We start from the raw sequence: 16,389 nt of genomic DNA on the forward strand, positions 1-16,389 counted from the left end.
CATTCCTCCTTCCGTCTGTGCTTTATTTCTTCTTTTTAGGAAACTCAAGACTGAATCTGGCTTTTCCATCTTCCAGCCCTAGTACCAGATCGGCATCAAATTTGCTGTCTTTTTTCTTGGAGTACAATCCTTTCACATGGGTACGCCCCTTTTTCAGAAGCTCCACCGCCATCTTTTTATCCATCGACTTTTTCATACTTTCCAGAAAGCGGTTCGACTTCCACAGAGCAAACTGACAGCTTCTGTCAGAGCAGTAATAATTGGTCTTTCCCTCGTATACGTCAGAACCACACACTGGGCATTTTCCAATTACTTCCCTTGCAGTCTGAAAACGATTCCGTTCTTCTTCCGGGATCGCCCTGCACAAAGAAAGAATCTCATTAATCAGGGATACAATCCCATTCATAAATTCATCTTCCTGGATTTTTCCCTTTTCCATCATCAGAAGCTGATTCTCCCATTCTGCTGTCAGACTTGCAGATTTCAGATTCTCCGGCATTACATGAATCAACTCACATCCTGCCACTGTAGGAAGAATCTGTTTTCCTTTACGTTCTGCGTACCCCGAAGCTACCAGCTTCTCTATAATATTAGCTCTGGTTGCCGGTGTCCCAAGTCCTTTTTTCTCTGTTTCAGAATCAAATTCCTTATTCCCTGCTGTTTCCATTGCAGCAAGCAGGGTATCTTCGGTAAACATCTTCGGCGGAGAAGTGTAATGTGTACTCTTCTCTGCTTTCACAGACGCAAGAGTCATTCCTTCCTCATATCCTTCTGGAAGTTCTGTCTTATTATCCGGTTCATCAGATTTCTTATCCTTTACACAGTATTTCCGAAAGGCTTCTTCCACTTCTTTGAAGCCCATCTGCACAGGCAGCTTTCCTTTTGCAGTAAATTCATGTTCTTTGCACTGTACGGAAATTTCTGTCTGCTCATAAAGGTACTCTTCCCCTGTTGCCTGAACAAGCTGCTGTCCGATCAGCATCAGCAGATTTTTCTTTCCACTGGAAAGTCCTCCCATGCCTTTTTCCATTGCTTCTTTTGTCGGCAGTATTGCATGATGATCAGATACCTTTGCATTATTAACCACACGATTTATGTTTCCCATAATCTGTCCAAATTCCAGAAACGGAAGAAAATCTGCCATGCCTTCGGCAAGCATTTTTACCGTTTCTTTCATATCTTCGGTTACATACTGACTGTCTGTTCTCGGATAGGTAACCATCTTTTCTTCGTACAGCTCCTGCAGCATATCCAGTGTCTTCTGGGCAGTGTATCCGAAAAAACGATTTGCTTCCCTCTGCAGACTGGTCAGATCATAAAGTTTTGGCGGGAAAGTCTTTTTCTGTTCTCTTTTTACCCTTGTAACCAGTGCTTCTGTCCCATCACAAAGTTTTCTTAATTCTTCCGCATCCATTTCTGACGGGATACTCTCTGATGTTACCGTAAGTTTCCCATCTGACAGGGAAACCTTATAATAGGCTTCTTTCTTGAAATGCTCAATTTTCTCTTTTCTTTCCGTCAGCATGGCAAGCGTTGGTGTCTGCACTCTGCCAACTACCAGACGTTTGAAATATCTGGTTGTGTAAGCTCTCGTTGCGTTCATTCCAATCAGCCAGTCCGCCTGTGCCCTGCATACTGCAGCATTACAAAGCCCTGCATATTCTCTCCCATCATTTAAGGACTGAAAGCCTTTCTGAATCGCTTCATCTTCCATTGAGCTGATCCACAGACGTTTCACTGGTTTTCGACAGTCTGCCAGATCATAAACTCTTTTAAAAATCAGTTCTCCTTCTCTTCCAGCATCACAGCCATTGACCAGATACGCTACATCTTCCCGGTTCATTAAGCTGCACAACACTTCAAACTGCTTCTTTTTATCTTCTGATACCTGTACTTTCCATACTTCCGGGATGATCGGCAAATCCTCAAACTGCCATTTTGCATATTTTTCGTCATAAAATTCCGGTGGTGCATATTCTACCAGGTGTCCCAGACACCAACTGACAATGCAACTGTTCCCCTCCAGATACCCGTCCTCTCTCTGATAAGCAGATAAATTTTTTGCAAGGCTCTGTGCCACGCTCGGTTTCTCTGCAATCACTAAAAATTTCGCCATGTTTTCCTCCTGTTCCTGTCAAAAAGGCAGTCCATAAAGAACTGCCCTTTCTCCATACCTTATGATCTTTTGTTATTTCTGCTGATCTTCTGCATTTTCTTCATCTTCATTGATGTAACTGTCATCAGCAAATTCCAGACCTTCCTCTACAATTCCGTCCTCTTTTTTCTTTCGGAATTTACTTAAAGCAAAAGCAGCTAAACCACCGAATACAAGTACAATGCCTCCACCCAGAACTGCAGAACCAAACATTTTATTACCACTGGATTCCGGTTTTACTTCTGTTTCTGGCTGTACGGTAGTTTCCGGTTCTGGTGTTGTGGTTATTTCCGGAAGAACAACTGCAGATTCCTCTTTTTTCTCGGTTTCCTCATTTTCATCTAAGAACTCTGCCAGATCCTGTTCATCTACCAGTGACATCATATACACATTTTCGGAAGTACCGGAACGATCAATAACCATATAAAAGGTATTTCCATTCTTTGTCTGGACAGTCAGAAACTGCTTGGAGCTGTCATTCTCCTTATCATCCACAAGCTGTCCGTTTCCCGGCGTGGAAAATGGTGTTCCCTCTGTGGCAGGCTGCTCCGCCGGCTGTTCTTCTATCACCTGTTCCGCAGTTTCAGTCTGCTCTGCGTTTTCATTTGCCTGTGCAAATGCGGTCACGCTGGCAGAACCAATCAGCATCGTTGCCGACAGCATAATCATTAAAACTTTTTTCATTACTTTATTCTTCATCTTCCAAATCCTCTCTTTCTTCTATCAGTCCGGTTGACATTTCGCTATCCATATTTTCTTCTTTCTTTATACCCGTTTCAGAATTATCCATAGAAAGATTGCCCTCTTCATCAAACTGCATGGTAACTGTTCCGTTCTGAATTCCATCCAGAAAAGTCAGCATCTTTCGGCTATCCATTTTCATGGAACGGATTGCCTTAATGATTTCTGCATCTTCCATCTGCTTTTTCTGGATTCTCAGTTGCCTTACATGCTCCTGCAGTTCCAGAATCTTGTTTTCAGTTTTCTGAATATCATCCAGAACCTTTTTTAATCGCATATTCATCTCTTGTTCGCTCCCTTCTAGTGAATTCTGCCAAATGCCATAAAATGTTGCTGCCAGTAAGAACTTGCAATGCTTGTATATTGAATCGGATTTCCACAATGAATCATCATGTTATTTCCTACATAAATTCCAACATGGCTCGCTCCCGGCGTATCATAAGTTCCCTGGAAAAAGATTAGATCTCCCGGCTTTGCATCAGATGGAGATACATAGGAACAATAAGAACGAAGCCCGTCCGCTGTTGTTCTTCCCACGTTCCATCCATTTCCGCAATTATTGATTACCCAGCATACAAAACCAGAGCAGTCAAAACTGGTAGATGGCGATGCACCGCCCCAGACATACGGATAACCAAGATATTTTTCCGCTTCCCGGATCATCTTGGCAAACTGCGGATCAGAAAGTGCTTCTGCCGGAATATCATATCCAAAACCTGCCCCACCTGTCGGAATTGTGTTAAGGTCAAACAGATAATCACGATTTCCATAGTATTTGTTGTAAGCGTCATACTGCTCCTGTTCCTTATCTGTCATACGGTTTCTTAAAACTGCATCCAGGTTATGGTTCGTAAGTGTTACATCCAGCCGGTTCACTTCTCTTGTTGTCGTTACTTCCACTTCCTGACTTCCATTGCTGTCTGCTATGTATGCTTCCCAGGTCTGATGCCCATGTGCTGACGCAGAAGCGTGATCGCCGTAGAATACATCAAACTGCACACCATACTGTGCAAAATTTCCTGTATCCTCAACTACATACTCCACACCATTCATAATGACATGAGTTCCCATTGGCACAAATGGATTAGAAGCATCCACCGCAATCGTGTGATTCGCCTGTGGATACGCTCCACTTGCAGTCGGGCCTCCACTCCACTGTCCGCAACAAATCGGGCAGTTACAATATCCACTGGTTACAACCTGTCCCAGTGATTCTCCAACTCTGACCGTTTTCTTTTCTGTTACGGTTTCCCGTGTTGAATCCGTATATAAGCCATACTGTTCCTTAAAAATCTTCTGAATCTCATCTGCAACCTCTGCATAGGTAAAACCGCCATACTTGACTGTCAGATAAGAAATAAGCTGATACGGGTTGTGTCCGATCTCATCAATCTGGAACTGGAACTCATCATAGTCGGAATGGTTTGCCTTCATCTGATTGATCTGCTCATTCAGTGCATTTTCCAATGCCACATAAGCATTTTCCGCAGCATAAATATCTTCATCCTCACTGGAATAACTGGTAGAAATAATAGCATTGGAACTGCCCTGGAATAACGCAGCACAGCTTGACAGACTTGTTACCATCAACGCAAACAGCAGAACCAGAACTCCTATGGACAAGAGGATATTTCTGTTCTGTGCCACAATTTCCTTGACCGCAGCTTTGGCTTTTTCTGTAAATCGCTGTGCATTTACAAGCACTGCGTCTTTCACAGCCTTTCCCTGTTTCGCAGCCTGATACTGCTTCTGGTAACGCTTTTTCTGCAATAATTTCTTTAGGGCAGTCTGTTTTTTCTGCTCTGCTTCTTTCTGAACCGCCTTTTTCGCCTCATTGGAAGCACTGGTGCCAAACTGCAAGCGGAATTTTTCTGTTTCTTCCAGAACAGATTCCTTTAACCGATTATTTCTCTGTCGGTTCTCTTTCAATCGTTCCCGAACGTAGATAGACTTTCTTGCAAGACTTTCTCCTGCAAGTTCCATCTGATCTGCCGCATCAAGGGCAGCATTATCATCGGTATCTTCTCTGACCTTTTTCTGACTATAATCAGATACCGTTTCCGAAACGGCGGAAGCTCCCCTTTTTGCCATCCCACTGCCAGGAATCACACCTTTGCTTTCATCTTCAAAGGAAAGCCGGGATTTTGATTTCTTCTGTTCTTTTCGTATCTGTTCCCTTTTTGTCTTGCTTTTGATCTCTTCCCGAAAGTCTTCCATTGATTTTTCATCAACTTCTGCCTTTTCATGGTAGAGTTTCTGCTCTTTTGCTGCATAGGCTGTGACCATCTTTTTCTTTCGGTTTTGCCTGTCCGGTTCTGTTATTTCAGAATCACGTTCAAATTTCCGTTCCGGATGCCCCCGGATACTATCTTTCCGAAGTCTGGAACGTGAAACAGGCGGAGATTTCTCCCCGCCTGCTTTATCATCACTCATTTCTGAGTTTTCCATTTCCTCCGCTTCCGCAATTTCTTCCTGTTCCAGAAAAGCGTGTCTGGACTGCAGTCTGTGTTTTCCTTCTTTCACTCCCTCAACTGTTTCTTCTGCAGTATGAGTTTTTCTGACCTTTCCAAAGTCCAGCTCCTGTTCCCTGTGTCCGGCTGTTTTCTTCTCATCTGTCTCACGTCCGGTAATCCGCTTTTCCTTTTTACTGCGGAGATTTTTTTCCCTGAGTCCATCCCGGCTCATCTTCTGGACAGTCTTGTCCCTTGCTTTATATTCATGCTCCTGCATGGTCATCATCTCCTGATCTATGATAATTTTCCGTTATTTTTCTTTGCAACCAGTACCATACGCCCATTTTTCTGGGAATACTCACAAGTAGACAGTGTAAGTAACTTATCTCTGTATTTTGCTGTTGTTCCTGTTTGATAAAGTGATTTTTCCTTAACGGAAGCAATAAATTTTTTATAATCAGCCACTGTTCCAGCTTTGATAAAACTGTAATAATCAAAATCATTTCCTGTATAAACGGGCGTTGTAAATGCTGCAAATATCTGATACTGTTCATTTCCCCATATCGTGCGGAACAGGATTGTCGGATGTTCTTCGTAAAATCCTTCGTCCTTATATTTCTCAAGGTCAGCAAACATCTTCCCACTGTTCATGTGATGTCCATATATGATCAGATTGTCCGAATCCCCTGGTACACATTCCTCTGCCAGAAATAAACATCCATTTGCAGAATATTCCCCATTGAAATCCCGATGCAGATAATAATTTTTATCTTCGGGCCGGTACATGACCGGATAGTCTATTTGCGTTCCATCAATGGTCAGCCAGCCAATACAATCCGGATTTTCTTCATGCAATGCCAAAATTCCAGCGTCCACCTCTATCAAAGAATCGCCGGAAACATCTTCTTCCGGTTCATCCTCTCTTTTCTGCATTAGCTCCTGCAGTTCCTGCTGTAACTGATTATCCTGTCTTTCCTGCATAAAAAATCCCATTAAGAAATACAGACTGATCGTAAGCAATATAACAGATATAGAAAGTAACAATCCTGCCACCCATTTTCTCATGCTCTGCTGTCACCCCTTTAACTATCGTCTCTGCCTTTGATGCCGAGTTTTTCACGCTTCTCTACATCTTCTGGTTTCGATGACATTAACGCATAAAGCATAAGGGTATTATCGAATCTGTCCTTAAATGGAATAATTGTATTTCCATAAAAAATCAGCCCTTCTCCCTCTCCACTGTTTGTTACATAGGAAAGCTGGTGTGTTGAAATATTAAGCTGTTTTGCCAGAATCTGTCGATCCCCGGATGCCTGGTTGAGCATCAGGATAAAGTCCGAGTTTTCAAAGATATTCTCGATTTCCCTTGAAGCAAGCAGATCTTTTACGTTCTGTGTGATACCAGTCGGGATACCGCCCCACTTACGGAATCTCTTCCAGATTTCCACACTGTATGCTGCTGTCTGTTCCTCTTTCAGCAACAGATGAAACTCATCAATATAATATCTGGTGGATTTATGGGCAGAACGGTTGACTGTTACCCTGTTCCAAACCTGATCCTGAACAATCAACATGCCAAGTTTTTTTAGCTGTTTACCAAGGTCTTTAATATCGAAACATACCAGACGATTGTTCAACTCTACATTTGTACGGTGATTAAACACCTTCAGGGAACCATTTACATAGATTTCCAGTGCCGTTGCCAGCCTCTGCGACTCTGCCTCTTCCTGTTTGCGAAGCAGATTATATAAATCTTCCAGGATTGGCATTTTCTCCGGAACCGGATCAGCAAGATAGTCCTGATATACCAGACGTACACATCGGTCAATGATTGTTTTTTCCACTGGTTCCAGACCGTTTTTCCCTCCTACTACCAGTTCACAAAGTGAAAGGATAAAATCTGATTTCAGAGATAGCGGATCGTCATCATCCGCATAATTGATGTTAATATCCATTGGATTGATGTAATCATGACTGGTCGGAGAAATACGGATAACCTGCCCGTTAAATGCCCGGACTAGTGGAAAATATTCTCCCTCCGGATCGCAGATGATAATGTCGTCTTTTGTGACAATAAATACATTAGTAATCTCTCTTTTTGCCGCAAAGGATTTACCAGATCCAGGAGTACCAAGTATCAGCCCATTTGGATTCTTCAATTTTTTCCGATCTGCCATGATCAGATTATTAGACAGCGCATTTAACCCATAATAGATAGATTCCCCACCCATAAACAGTTCTTGAGTTGTAAATGGGACAAAAATAGCTGTTGATGTAGTAGTCAACGCCCGCTTGATCGGAATCCAGTTTCTTCCAAGCGGCAAACTACTCATAAGCCCCTGTTCCTGCTGATAGTCCAGTCTTTTCAATGCACAGTTATATTTCTGTGCAATGCCTGCTGTCTGAAATACCACATTTTCCAACTCCTGTTTATTTTTCGCTGTATTTAAGAACACCACAGTTACAAGGAACATTCTCTCATTCCTTGACTGTAAATCTTCCAGAAGTCTTTTCGCTTCCCCACCGTATGTATTCAGATCAGACGGGATAATATCCATATCATATCCGGAGCGTACCGCTTTTTTCTGTTCCTCAATTTTCATACGGTTAATGTCAGTAACCTTACTCTTTACCAGCTTGATTGCTTTCATCTGGTCGATGGACTGGATATGCAGATTAACAAGCAGGTTACAGTCCATTTCCAGAAATTCAGCAAGCATTTTATCTGTCAGCTCTGGTGCCAAAATCTGCAGATAAGATACTGCTCCGACGGTATCTCCCATCTGAAAATCCTTTCCATTTTTGAACAGGAAACTGGATGGTGCAATATAATCCTTTGTGTTCAGCCCGGTACGCAGCATATCATCATAGCTGAATCTGAATGGTACTTTGACATTCTGGTTGAATGTTTCATACATGATCTGCAAACGCTCCGCACCATTTAACGGATATGCAGATACCCCGAAAACCTTAAAATTATTGAGTATGTCTGTTTCGATACGTTCCAGTTTTGGTTTTGCTTCCCGGATATTGTCAGCTTCAATCCCAAACGTAATATACTTGGTTCTGATAAGACCATTATTTCCTTTTGCCAACTGATTTCTAAGCATCTGGGCAAACTCCATACGCAGATCATCAAAACTGTCATTCTGCTTTTTAATACGGATCACATCTTCATATTCCGTCATGTTGCTGTGATGATTGATAAAGGACAACTGAAAATGGATGGTGCTGTCAAAATAATTCAGGAAATCACACCAGTTCTCAAAAATCGCATTTTTATCCTCATTCTGAGCTAACTGGTAGTTAATATCATAAAAGCGGATTGTTTTAGAATAGTAACCATCTTCCACACGACAGATTCCGTCTTTTCCCATTTCCCTGTATGGAATGGACTGCTGTGCGGTAATGTTTTTCCCTTTATTTCTACTGTCTTTATTCGTGCTGGATATTTTCTTTGCAACACCTTTTTTCCCACTGGATTTTACAGAACCCGGCGGCTTTGTCTTTTTTTTATGCCTTTCTGCTTTCTTTGCCTGTTTCTGTGCCGCCTTTTCTTCACGAGCAGCCTGTTTTGCCGCCTGCTTCGCAAGTTTTCTTTCTTCCTTTTCGTGTGCCTTATGTAATTTCAATTCATATTTCTGGGCTTTTTTCCAGGCATGTTTTTCCCGTCTGCTTAATTTACGTCTTGGTCTGCGGACACCTCGGTGTCGCTCCAGTGCTTCATACCCCGTAACCATCGGTACTCCCGTCAAACGCTGTCTGTCCTTTGCATAATCTTCTGTCTCGTCCGGATCAAACACTGGTAAACCATCAGCAGAATCCTCTTCATCCAACCACCAGTCATCCAGATGGGAAAATTCTTCTTTATCGTTTCTTACTTTTTCCACGAACGGTACCTCCTTTCGATTTTGTCAGAATTCTCTTTTTTTCATAGAGGTTTTCCACCTCATACTTCCGTACCGGAGGACGGATAAGTTTTACTGTAATCACATTTTTGAGGACTTTCTCTAAAGGAAGTCCATCTTTCTCATACATGGCAAATAAAAAAGCCGGAAGCATCAACAGACACATTCCGGTTGCCGCATTACTCGAACCAATCAATCCCCTTGACAGGAAATAAAACGGAAGCCCTACTGCCGCTGCAATACCAAGGCAGATGAGCTGTCGTTTTGTAAGATTGAGAATAATTTTATTTTTTACTTTTGTCAGATCTTTTGGTACTGATACAAAAGCCATTTTCATCGTCTCCTTTTCCACATTTAGTGTGCATTAAAGATGCTCTTTGAGAAATTACCTGTTTTCATAAGACTAAAGCACAGTATTACTGTATAAGCCATTACACTGAGCAGCGCTGTATGCACATTGTCTGATACCTGTATGTTGGCAACCAATACAGAGTAAATGCCCACACACACCATAATAAAAAATCCCTGAAATGCCAGTGCAAACAATCCTCTTAAATAATTGCTGCCAATCTGTCCCCATTCCCGATTGCTCATAGTGGCAAATGGAATTGCACCGATTGACGAATACAGATAAATTTCTATCATACGGCCATACAAAATAACCGTTATAAAAACGGATATAACCTTTAGGCACAGACTCGCCAGAAGCGTTTCCAGTGCCAGTATAATCAGCTCTCCTATTTCCATTGATTCCATTGCTGTCTCCATCGAGGTGATTACCGAATCAATATTGATTGCCGTCTGCTGGTTGATAACACCTGCAGCCCGGTTCACTACATTCTGTCCAACATCAAAAATTGCCATTGTGATCGTAAAAGCATTGCTTACGAACCATACTGCAACCCACATCTTGAAGAAATATTTGAAAAACATCCATGTATCTATATCATGCATGTTATTCTTTTCGGTGAGCATGGAAATCAGCTCATAGCACAACACAAAGGTTATGATCATTCCGGCAATCGGTACGATCACAGAATCCGACAGATTTTGGATCAAGCTGAAAATACTGCCACTCCAGCCCTGGGGCGTTTGCCCAACCTGACTTGCAATATCACCGGTTTTTTCATTCACATCGGTAAACATGTTCGTCAGGTTTGAGCTGACCATGCCTGTAAGGAGGTTACGCATCCATTCTTCTATGGACTCAAAAATCTTATCCATGCGTGTTCTCCTTTCCTACTGCCCCGGCTAAAACAAATTCGCCAGTAATGGTACAAGCTGTGTACCGATCAGAACGACACCTCCACCTGCCATAAGCTGTTTTATCCCCAATTAGGTGTAAAACTCTGCTCGATGGCGGGCGGCGGCGTACAAAAAATCTATATGGTATTTTTTAAGAGAACCGTCCCGGCGGGACAGGTCAGGCAGTGACCTGTTCCACCTCCGGGATGGGTTTGAGATTAAAATGAATTTCGATAGAAATGTGTCTTGTTTTATTTTCGTCAATGCGCTCATGCACGACGATTTCTTTGATTAAGCGGTTGAGGGTGGCTGCGTCCAGCTCTGTGATGTTGGCGTATTCCTGAATGGCTTCCACCCATTGTTTTGCGTCATTGGCAAGCTGGACTTCATCGGACAGCCGCTTTCTGCCCTCGGACACTTTTGTTTTAAGCTCCGTCTGCTCGGTCTGTGTCTTTTCCAGCATGGTGTTGAAATTCTGCTCACTGATACGCCCTGCAATCATATCCTCATAAAGCCGCATGACCATTTTGTCCAGAACCTCAATCCGTTCCTCGTCCCTTGTAAGGGAGCGTTCCATTGCTTCCCGCTGTTCCCGCTGCTCGGCTTCACAGGTATTGGTCAGGCGGTCAGCAACCGCTTCCCCGTCCATCAGGGCAGCTCTGGCACATTCCCGGATTTTCCGCAGCACATGGCTGTAAAGGGTGTCATAGTCAATCCGGTGCTGGGTGCAGTGGTTCTTTCCAAAGGCATTGTAGGTCTTGCAGGAATAAATCTGCTGGGGATGTTTTGCGTTTGTGTAGCGTACCGTCAGCGACTTCCCACACTCGCCGCATTTTAACAGTCCGGCAAACAGGCTGATTTCATTAGTCTGCCCCGGACGCTGGCGGAATTTCAGCTTGTTCTGCACAATGTCAAAGCTCATGCGATCAATCAGCGGTTCATGCTGCCCCTCCACCACAATCCAGTCCTCCGGCTTCTTTTCCCCAATCGTGCCGATTTTGAAACGGTAGTCCTTTTTCTGGGAAGCAATCGCCCCGGTGTAGACGGGATTCATCAAAAGGTCTTTGATAACGGAGAAGTCCCACATATACCGCCCGTTTTCCGGGTCTTTCTTTTCCCATTTGGTGCGGGTATTGCGAAGCCCCCGTTCCCGGTTCCACCATGTGGGGCAGGGGATTTTTTCTTCCTCCAGCCGTCTGCGGATATAGTTCGGACCATGACCGTTCAGGGCATATCCGAAAATCAGCCGCACAATCGGGGCGGTTTCCTCGTCAATGAGCAGATGGTTTTTGTCCTCTGGGTCTTTCCGATATCCAAACGGGGCAAGACACCCGGTAAACTGTCCTTTCTGCGCTTTCAGAAGATAAGAGGAATGGACTTTCTTGGAAATATCCTTGCTGTACATCTCGTTCAGGATATTCTTGAATGGGGCAATATCGTTGTTATCCCGCAGGGTGTCGATACCGTCATTCATGGCGATATAGCGGACACCGTTCCTTGGGAAAAAGTCCTCAATCAAATGCCCGGTTTGCAGATAGTTACGCCCCAGTCGGCTGAGGTCTTTCGTGATGACAAGGTTGATTTGCCTGCGCTCAATGGCTCTCAACATTCTCTGTAAATCAGGACGCTCCATGTTAAGACCTGTGAAGCCATCGTCCTGATAGACTGCCACAACCTCCCATCCCTGCTTTTCGCAGTATTTTTCCAGCATATCACGCTGGTTTGCGATACTGGCACTTTCGCCTTGCAGGTCATCGTCCTTTGACAGCCTGCAATAGACCGCTGCACGATAGCCCCCGGCAAGTGCCTTTCCGATTGTTCTGTATTCCATTTCGTTCATCATAGCCATTTACCCACACAATCCAGACGGTATCTGGCTCTTTTGAACCTCATCTTCATTATAGCTTATATCTTTCTTTTTAGCAAGATATTCTTTTGTATTTGTCTTTCCGTATTTCTGGGAAATCAGGCTGACGAACACATCAGTGGCGTCCAGTTCCCCGTCAAACACCGTTGTAACATGAATCTCTGTTTTGTTTTTTGCCATAGGCAGTTATCCTCCATACATGAAAATAGCCAGACAGAGGGTGTCGGCAACGAAGTCCGGCAACGGGCTTCAAAAGACCTTGCAAACAATCTCAATCTGGCGATGGTTACTATTTATACTTTTCTTTTATTTTTCTGTTGTTTTGGTTGTTATAAGGGAGAAAAGCCCGGAAATAAAGGTTTTTCCCCGGCAACCGGCTCGGCAACGGGATAGCAACAGGGGGTGCAACGGGCTGTCCTTTTCAGAATGGAAGCTCCATCTGTTCTGTGACCTCCACAAAACCGTCCATCGTTTTTTCAGACGGGTTGCTTAAGTCCGTTGCCGGGTTTTCACGCTCCCAGCCCTTTTGTCTGCCATATTCTGAAAACATTCTTGGGTTCGGGAAGTACCTCCAGCCGGAAATGCACTGGTTCATAATCTCGTTGATTTCCCGGATTTCCCATTGCTTCGGCTCGTCAAAAGCATGGTTCAAGGCTTCCTTGTAGATCTGCTTGGAGCAGACCATGCTCCCGGTGTACTTATCAAGATACGCCTGTATCATCCCTGCTTTGGTGTCCTCCGGCATAAAATCCCGCTGGTGTTCTTTGAGATAGCGCTGCATGGCGGGGCTGAAAGCCAGCTTGAACCTGCCGCTTCGGTAAATCTCCATCGCTTCCGCCCACATCTGCTCGATATAGGCTCTGGAAGCAGCTTCGTCCTCCAAAATGTGAACCTCGGCTTGCTCCGGGTACACCATGACGGGGATAAAGCGGCGGTTGCCGGAACGGTCAAGGGGCAGGAAGTCCAGGGCATTGGAAGTGCCGCCAAACACGCACTGACGGGGGCGGTCTGCCGGGTGGGTTTCATAAGGTATCTTGTAAACCTCTTTCTGCCGGCTTAAAAATGACTTGATTTCCTCAATGCTCTTGGCGTTGGCGGTTGCCATCATTTCCGACATTTCGATAATCCAGTGACCTTGCAGCTTGCGGTACACATTGTCATCGTCCAGCTTCCGCAAATCATCGGAGAACCACTCGTCCCGGACTGCCAGCAGACGGAAGAAAGTGGACTTGCCAGCCCCCTGACCGCCGACCAGACAGAGCATGATTTCAAACTTGCACCCCGGCTGAAAGGCTCGTGAGATTGCACCCATCAGGAACAGCTTCAACGCTTCATAGGTGTAATCGTCTGCGTCAGCCCCCAGAAAGTGCCGCAGGCAGAAACGGATTCGCTCTGTCCCGTCCCACACAAGGGTATTGAGATAGTCCCGGATGGGATGGTACTTGTTTTCATTCGCCACAATCCCGATGGCGTTATCAATCTTTTTCTCATTGGTAAGCCCGTAGGTTTCTTCCAGATAGAGAAGCAGATACTTCATGTCCGTATCATTCAGGGCGGTGCTTTCCCTTTGAAAGCCGATGGGCTTTATGATGTCCTTGCGGTCAGTCAGGATGTTGTAGGCGATAGCCCCGGAAAGCAGCGGGTCACGCTGGAATACGGTCAGACAGTTCCGTATGCTCTGACGGACACCGCCTTTCTCGGTAGTTTCCAGCCCCGCCTTGATTTCCTCAATGTTCTGGGGTGGCTGCATGGCGTTCATGGTGTTTTTTAGTTCTTGCTGCGTCTGCGGCTGCAAGCTCTGCCATTCGCTGTTCAAGCTGTATCACATCCTTTCCGTAGTCCGTAATCAAAGCCGCTTTTTCCTCTGTTTCCCCGAACAGCAGCACATCCAGCAGATATTCCACTTGATCTTGCTTCTGTAAGGCTTCTATAAACCGGGGATGAAAGGCTTCCTCCGGGGAGTGCGGGGCATATTCCTTTCTCCACACTCGAAGTAGGTGGAGATAATCGGCAAGAATACGGAAGCAGCAGTTCTTTGCTTCCTGAAACTGTTCCTCCGGGGATTTCTGCCGGGGCTTTGGCTTTTTTGCCTTTCCCGGCGGTTTCCAGTCCTCATAGGAAAGCCCGAAGTCCTGTGCCAGTTGTACGGCGGCTTCTTTCTTTCCCAGCCCATACAGAGCGGCGGCAAAATCAATCACATCCCCATCCGCACCGCAGCCGAAGCAGTGGTAACGCCGATCCAGCTTCATACTTGGGGTTTTATCATGATGGAACGGGCAGCAAGCCATCCCGTTCCGACCTATACGGATTCCATAATGCTCCGCAGCCTGTCTTGTTGTGACGGACTGCTTCACAGCTTCAAATACATTCAAATCTATCCCTCCTAAAAAAGAAAAAGCACCTGACATTCTCTGATTGAAAATGGCAAGTGCCTGTTAAAGTTCCATATCCTGTTGTCGGTGTTTCGCCTGTACCGGGGCGGTTCTTTGTGGTTTTTTCTCGTCTGCCTTATCCTGTAAGACTTCTTTGATAGGCTGCTTCTTGGGCGGTTCTTTGCTTTCCTCTGTGCCGGGGGTGGCTTTCCGTACCCAGTAACGGATATCCCGCAGCTTCTTCAAATCAGCCTGTACCTCGGTCAGCGGTACTTTCAGCTCTGCGATTTCGCTGTGAAGCGTTTCCTGCTCCTCTTGCAGCTCCTTTTGGGTGCTGTCCTTATCGTCTGGGTGCTTGGCAAGGTAGGCGGCGGCTTTCGCATATCGGGCAACCTCCGGGTGTTCCTGTTTGAATTTCTCCTTTGTTTTCTTGAAAAATATCTTCTGGTACTTCTCATAGACAGGCTTACATTCCTTGCAGTCTGTCCGGCTGGCAAGAATCCCGTCAATCACTTTGCTGCGGGCTTCCTTTGGCTTCATCTGATTGCGGTAATCGGCGGCTGATTTCCCGGAAGATTCCAGAAATGCTTCTAAGTCCTCCACAGTGGAAAGCCCCTTTTGCCGGAGATAGGACAGGGCTTCGCTGACTGCCTTTAAGTCCTGTGAAGTCCCCCGGTTCTGTCCAGCCCTTGTCCAGTCCTTCCGTTCTTCCTTTCGTATCTCCATATACTTCATCAGCAGATTGGGAAGAAGTGTCGCTTCCTCCGCCGCCTTTTGTGCAAGCAGTTCTTTTCGTTTTTCTCCCAGCTCGGTAATCCAGCCTTTGAGGTTTTGAATGAGCTGCCGGATAGACTTCATCAGGCGGTTGGCGGCTCTGATTTCCCGGTTCAGGTTGCCGATGTTCGTCTGGATACCCCGCTTTTCCATCTGCCGGACAGCAGCTCCCTCATGGACAGTAGGGATAATATCAAGCCCCTGTCTGGCATAAGAACGCAAGTCCACACGCTCTGGGCGGTCATTGGCTTCCAGATAGCGGTTCTGGATGACCTCCCATTCATGCCGCCAGATTTCGCAATACTTCTGGTCGTTCCAATCCACCGTATCCTCCTTGTGGCTTTTCCATCTGCCGGACGGAAGTTTTATCCGTTCCCCGTTTTCGTCAAGGTCATAAACCTTGCGGCTCTTGGGAAGCCATTTTCCATGTTCGTCCATTGCCCTCATAGTGAGCATGACATGGGCGTGGGGATTGTGTCCCGGCGGATGGGGGTCATGGATTGCAAAATCAGCAATCATGCCTTTGGAAACAAACTGCTGCTCACAAAACTCCCGGACAAGGACAGCATACTGGTCGGGTGGTATCTCTCTTGGGATGGTAAGCACCCACCGCCTTGCAAGCTGGGAGTTCCATTGCTTTTCCACCGCTTCGGCGGCGTTCCATAAGGTATTGCGGTCTGCATACGACCGTGGGGCGTTTGCCGGGAGCAGAATTTCATTGTGGACAATACCACGCTTTTCCGGGTAGTGCTTCACTTGCTGGTCGTATTCACAGAACAGCTTTTTGCCGCTTTGGTAAGCAGCGGCGGCAACCGCAGACTGTCGCTGGCTGCGCTGAACAATCGTGATTTCGTTGTGTGGGCAGGGCATTTCG

At 45.5% G+C, this 16,389-nt stretch carries 14 protein-coding genes and 1 pseudogene; 1 reads left to right on the forward strand and 14 read right to left on the reverse strand.

Going from position 1 to position 16,389, the window contains the following annotated elements; all coding sequences use genetic code 11:
- Positions 1–22: 22 nt before the first annotated feature.
- The 11 genes and pseudogenes from EYS05_RS06025 to EYS05_RS06075 form a co-directional block, all read right to left on the reverse strand.
- Entirely contained in the window at positions 23–2,116 is a 2,094-nt protein-coding gene (locus tag EYS05_RS06025; protein ID WP_005421647.1) for a type IA DNA topoisomerase, read from the reverse strand.
- 72 nt (positions 2,117–2,188) lie between these two features.
- A complete protein-coding gene (locus tag EYS05_RS06030) occupies positions 2,189–2,854 on the reverse strand; it encodes a CD1107 family mobile element protein (protein ID WP_005421646.1) in 666 nt (221 codons plus the stop codon).
- Entirely contained in the window at positions 2,844–3,173 is a 330-nt protein-coding gene (locus tag EYS05_RS06035) for a DUF4315 family protein (RefSeq protein ID WP_242650107.1), read from the reverse strand. The genes EYS05_RS06030 and EYS05_RS06035 overlap by 11 nt, the downstream gene beginning before the upstream one ends.
- 23 nt (positions 3,174–3,196) lie before the next feature.
- Entirely contained in the window at positions 3,197–5,626 is a 2,430-nt protein-coding gene (locus EYS05_RS06040) for a CD1108 family mobile element protein (RefSeq protein WP_044924580.1), read from the reverse strand.
- A 17-nt stretch (positions 5,627–5,643) separates the two neighbouring features.
- A complete protein-coding gene (gene srtB, locus EYS05_RS06045; protein WP_243119243.1) occupies positions 5,644–6,330 on the reverse strand; it encodes a class B sortase in 687 nt (228 codons plus the stop codon).
- A 101-nt stretch (positions 6,331–6,431) separates the two neighbouring features.
- Positions 6,432–9,239 carry a VirB4-like conjugal transfer ATPase, CD1110 family gene (locus EYS05_RS06050; RefSeq protein ID WP_044924578.1) on the reverse strand — a complete coding sequence of 936 codons (2,808 nt, stop codon included), beginning with the start codon at positions 9,237–9,239 and terminating at the stop codon, positions 6,432–6,434.
- Positions 9,217–9,588: a PrgI family protein gene (locus EYS05_RS06055; RefSeq protein ID WP_044924576.1), complete on the reverse strand. Its 372-nt coding sequence runs from the start codon at positions 9,586–9,588 to the stop codon at positions 9,217–9,219. Before EYS05_RS06055 ends, EYS05_RS06050 begins: the two co-directional genes overlap by 23 nt.
- 23 nt (positions 9,589–9,611) lie before the next feature.
- On the reverse strand, positions 9,612–10,481 hold the full coding sequence (locus tag EYS05_RS06060) for a VirB6/TrbL-like conjugal transfer protein, CD1112 family (protein WP_118401264.1): 870 nt from the start codon (positions 10,479–10,481) through the stop codon (positions 9,612–9,614).
- A 27-nt stretch (positions 10,482–10,508) separates the two neighbouring features.
- Positions 10,509–10,589, reverse strand: a pseudogene (locus tag EYS05_RS06065) (Maff2 family mobile element protein); the annotation flags it as partial.
- 91 nt (positions 10,590–10,680) lie between these two features.
- Positions 10,681–12,351 carry a recombinase family protein gene (locus EYS05_RS06070; RefSeq protein WP_138276807.1) on the reverse strand — a complete coding sequence of 557 codons (1,671 nt, stop codon included), beginning with the start codon at positions 12,349–12,351 and terminating at the stop codon, positions 10,681–10,683.
- Complete coding sequence (locus EYS05_RS06075; RefSeq protein ID WP_002304371.1) at positions 12,352–12,549, reverse strand: hypothetical protein; 198 nt, start codon at positions 12,547–12,549, stop codon at positions 12,352–12,354.
- Between EYS05_RS06075 and EYS05_RS17885 the strand changes: the two genes are divergently transcribed.
- Positions 12,523–12,762, forward strand: a complete 240-nt coding sequence (locus EYS05_RS17885; RefSeq protein ID WP_021682886.1) for a hypothetical protein — start codon at positions 12,523–12,525, stop codon at positions 12,760–12,762. The two genes, EYS05_RS06075 and EYS05_RS17885, sit on opposite strands and share 27 nt — an antisense overlap.
- A 28-nt stretch (positions 12,763–12,790) precedes the next feature.
- Here EYS05_RS17885 and EYS05_RS06085 read toward each other — a convergent pair whose 3' ends face one another.
- From EYS05_RS06085 to mobQ, 3 genes are all read right to left on the reverse strand, one after another.
- Positions 12,791–14,128, reverse strand: a complete 1,338-nt coding sequence (locus tag EYS05_RS06085) for a virulence-associated E family protein (RefSeq protein WP_138277691.1) — start codon at positions 14,126–14,128, stop codon at positions 12,791–12,793.
- Positions 14,097–14,741, reverse strand: a complete 645-nt coding sequence (locus tag EYS05_RS06090) for a CHC2 zinc finger domain-containing protein (RefSeq protein ID WP_138276808.1) — start codon at positions 14,739–14,741, stop codon at positions 14,097–14,099. The genes EYS05_RS06085 and EYS05_RS06090 overlap by 32 nt, the downstream gene beginning before the upstream one ends.
- A gap of 63 nt (positions 14,742–14,804) precedes the next feature.
- On the reverse strand, positions 14,805–16,385 hold the full coding sequence (gene mobQ / locus EYS05_RS06095) for a MobQ family relaxase (RefSeq protein ID WP_138276809.1): 1,581 nt from the start codon (positions 16,383–16,385) through the stop codon (positions 14,805–14,807).
- Between the last annotated feature and the right edge of the window lie 4 nt (positions 16,386–16,389).

Origin of the sequence: Blautia sp. SC05B48 (genome assembly GCF_005848555.1) — a bacterium.
In the GTDB taxonomy this organism is placed as follows: Bacteria; Bacillota; Clostridia; order Lachnospirales; family Lachnospiraceae; genus Blautia_A.

What these genes read in the sequence shown, in the direction of transcription:
- EYS05_RS06075 (WP_002304371.1), bottom strand. Translation starts at nt 12,549, where the DNA reads ATGGCAAAAAACAAAACAGAGATTCATGTTACAACGGTGTTTGACGGG.
- EYS05_RS06040 (WP_044924580.1), bottom strand. Translation starts at nt 5,626, where the DNA reads ATGCAGGAGCATGAATATAAAGCAAGGGACAAGACTGTCCAGAAGATG.
- EYS05_RS17885 (WP_021682886.1), top strand. Translation starts at nt 12,523, where the DNA reads ATGAATCTCTGTTTTGTTTTTTGCCATAGGCAGTTATCCTCCATACAT.
- EYS05_RS06035 (WP_242650107.1), bottom strand. Translation starts at nt 3,173, where the DNA reads ATGCGATTAAAAAAGGTTCTGGATGATATTCAGAAAACTGAAAACAAG.
- EYS05_RS06085 (WP_138277691.1), bottom strand. Translation starts at nt 14,128, where the DNA reads ATGAACGCCATGCAGCCACCCCAGAACATTGAGGAAATCAAGGCGGGG.
- EYS05_RS06030 (WP_005421646.1), bottom strand. Translation starts at nt 2,854, where the DNA reads ATGAAGAATAAAGTAATGAAAAAAGTTTTAATGATTATGCTGTCGGCA.
- EYS05_RS06025 (WP_005421647.1), bottom strand. Translation starts at nt 2,116, where the DNA reads ATGGCGAAATTTTTAGTGATTGCAGAGAAACCGAGCGTGGCACAGAGC.
- mobQ (WP_138276809.1), bottom strand. Translation starts at nt 16,385, where the DNA reads ATGCCCTGCCCACACAACGAAATCACGATTGTTCAGCGCAGCCAGCGA.
- srtB (WP_243119243.1), bottom strand. Translation starts at nt 6,330, where the DNA reads ATGCAGGAAAGACAGGATAATCAGTTACAGCAGGAACTGCAGGAGCTA.
- EYS05_RS06060 (WP_118401264.1), bottom strand. Translation starts at nt 10,481, where the DNA reads ATGGATAAGATTTTTGAGTCCATAGAAGAATGGATGCGTAACCTCCTT.
- EYS05_RS06070 (WP_138276807.1), bottom strand. Translation starts at nt 12,351, where the DNA reads ATGGCTATGATGAACGAAATGGAATACAGAACAATCGGAAAGGCACTT.
- EYS05_RS06055 (WP_044924576.1), bottom strand. Translation starts at nt 9,588, where the DNA reads ATGGCTTTTGTATCAGTACCAAAAGATCTGACAAAAGTAAAAAATAAA.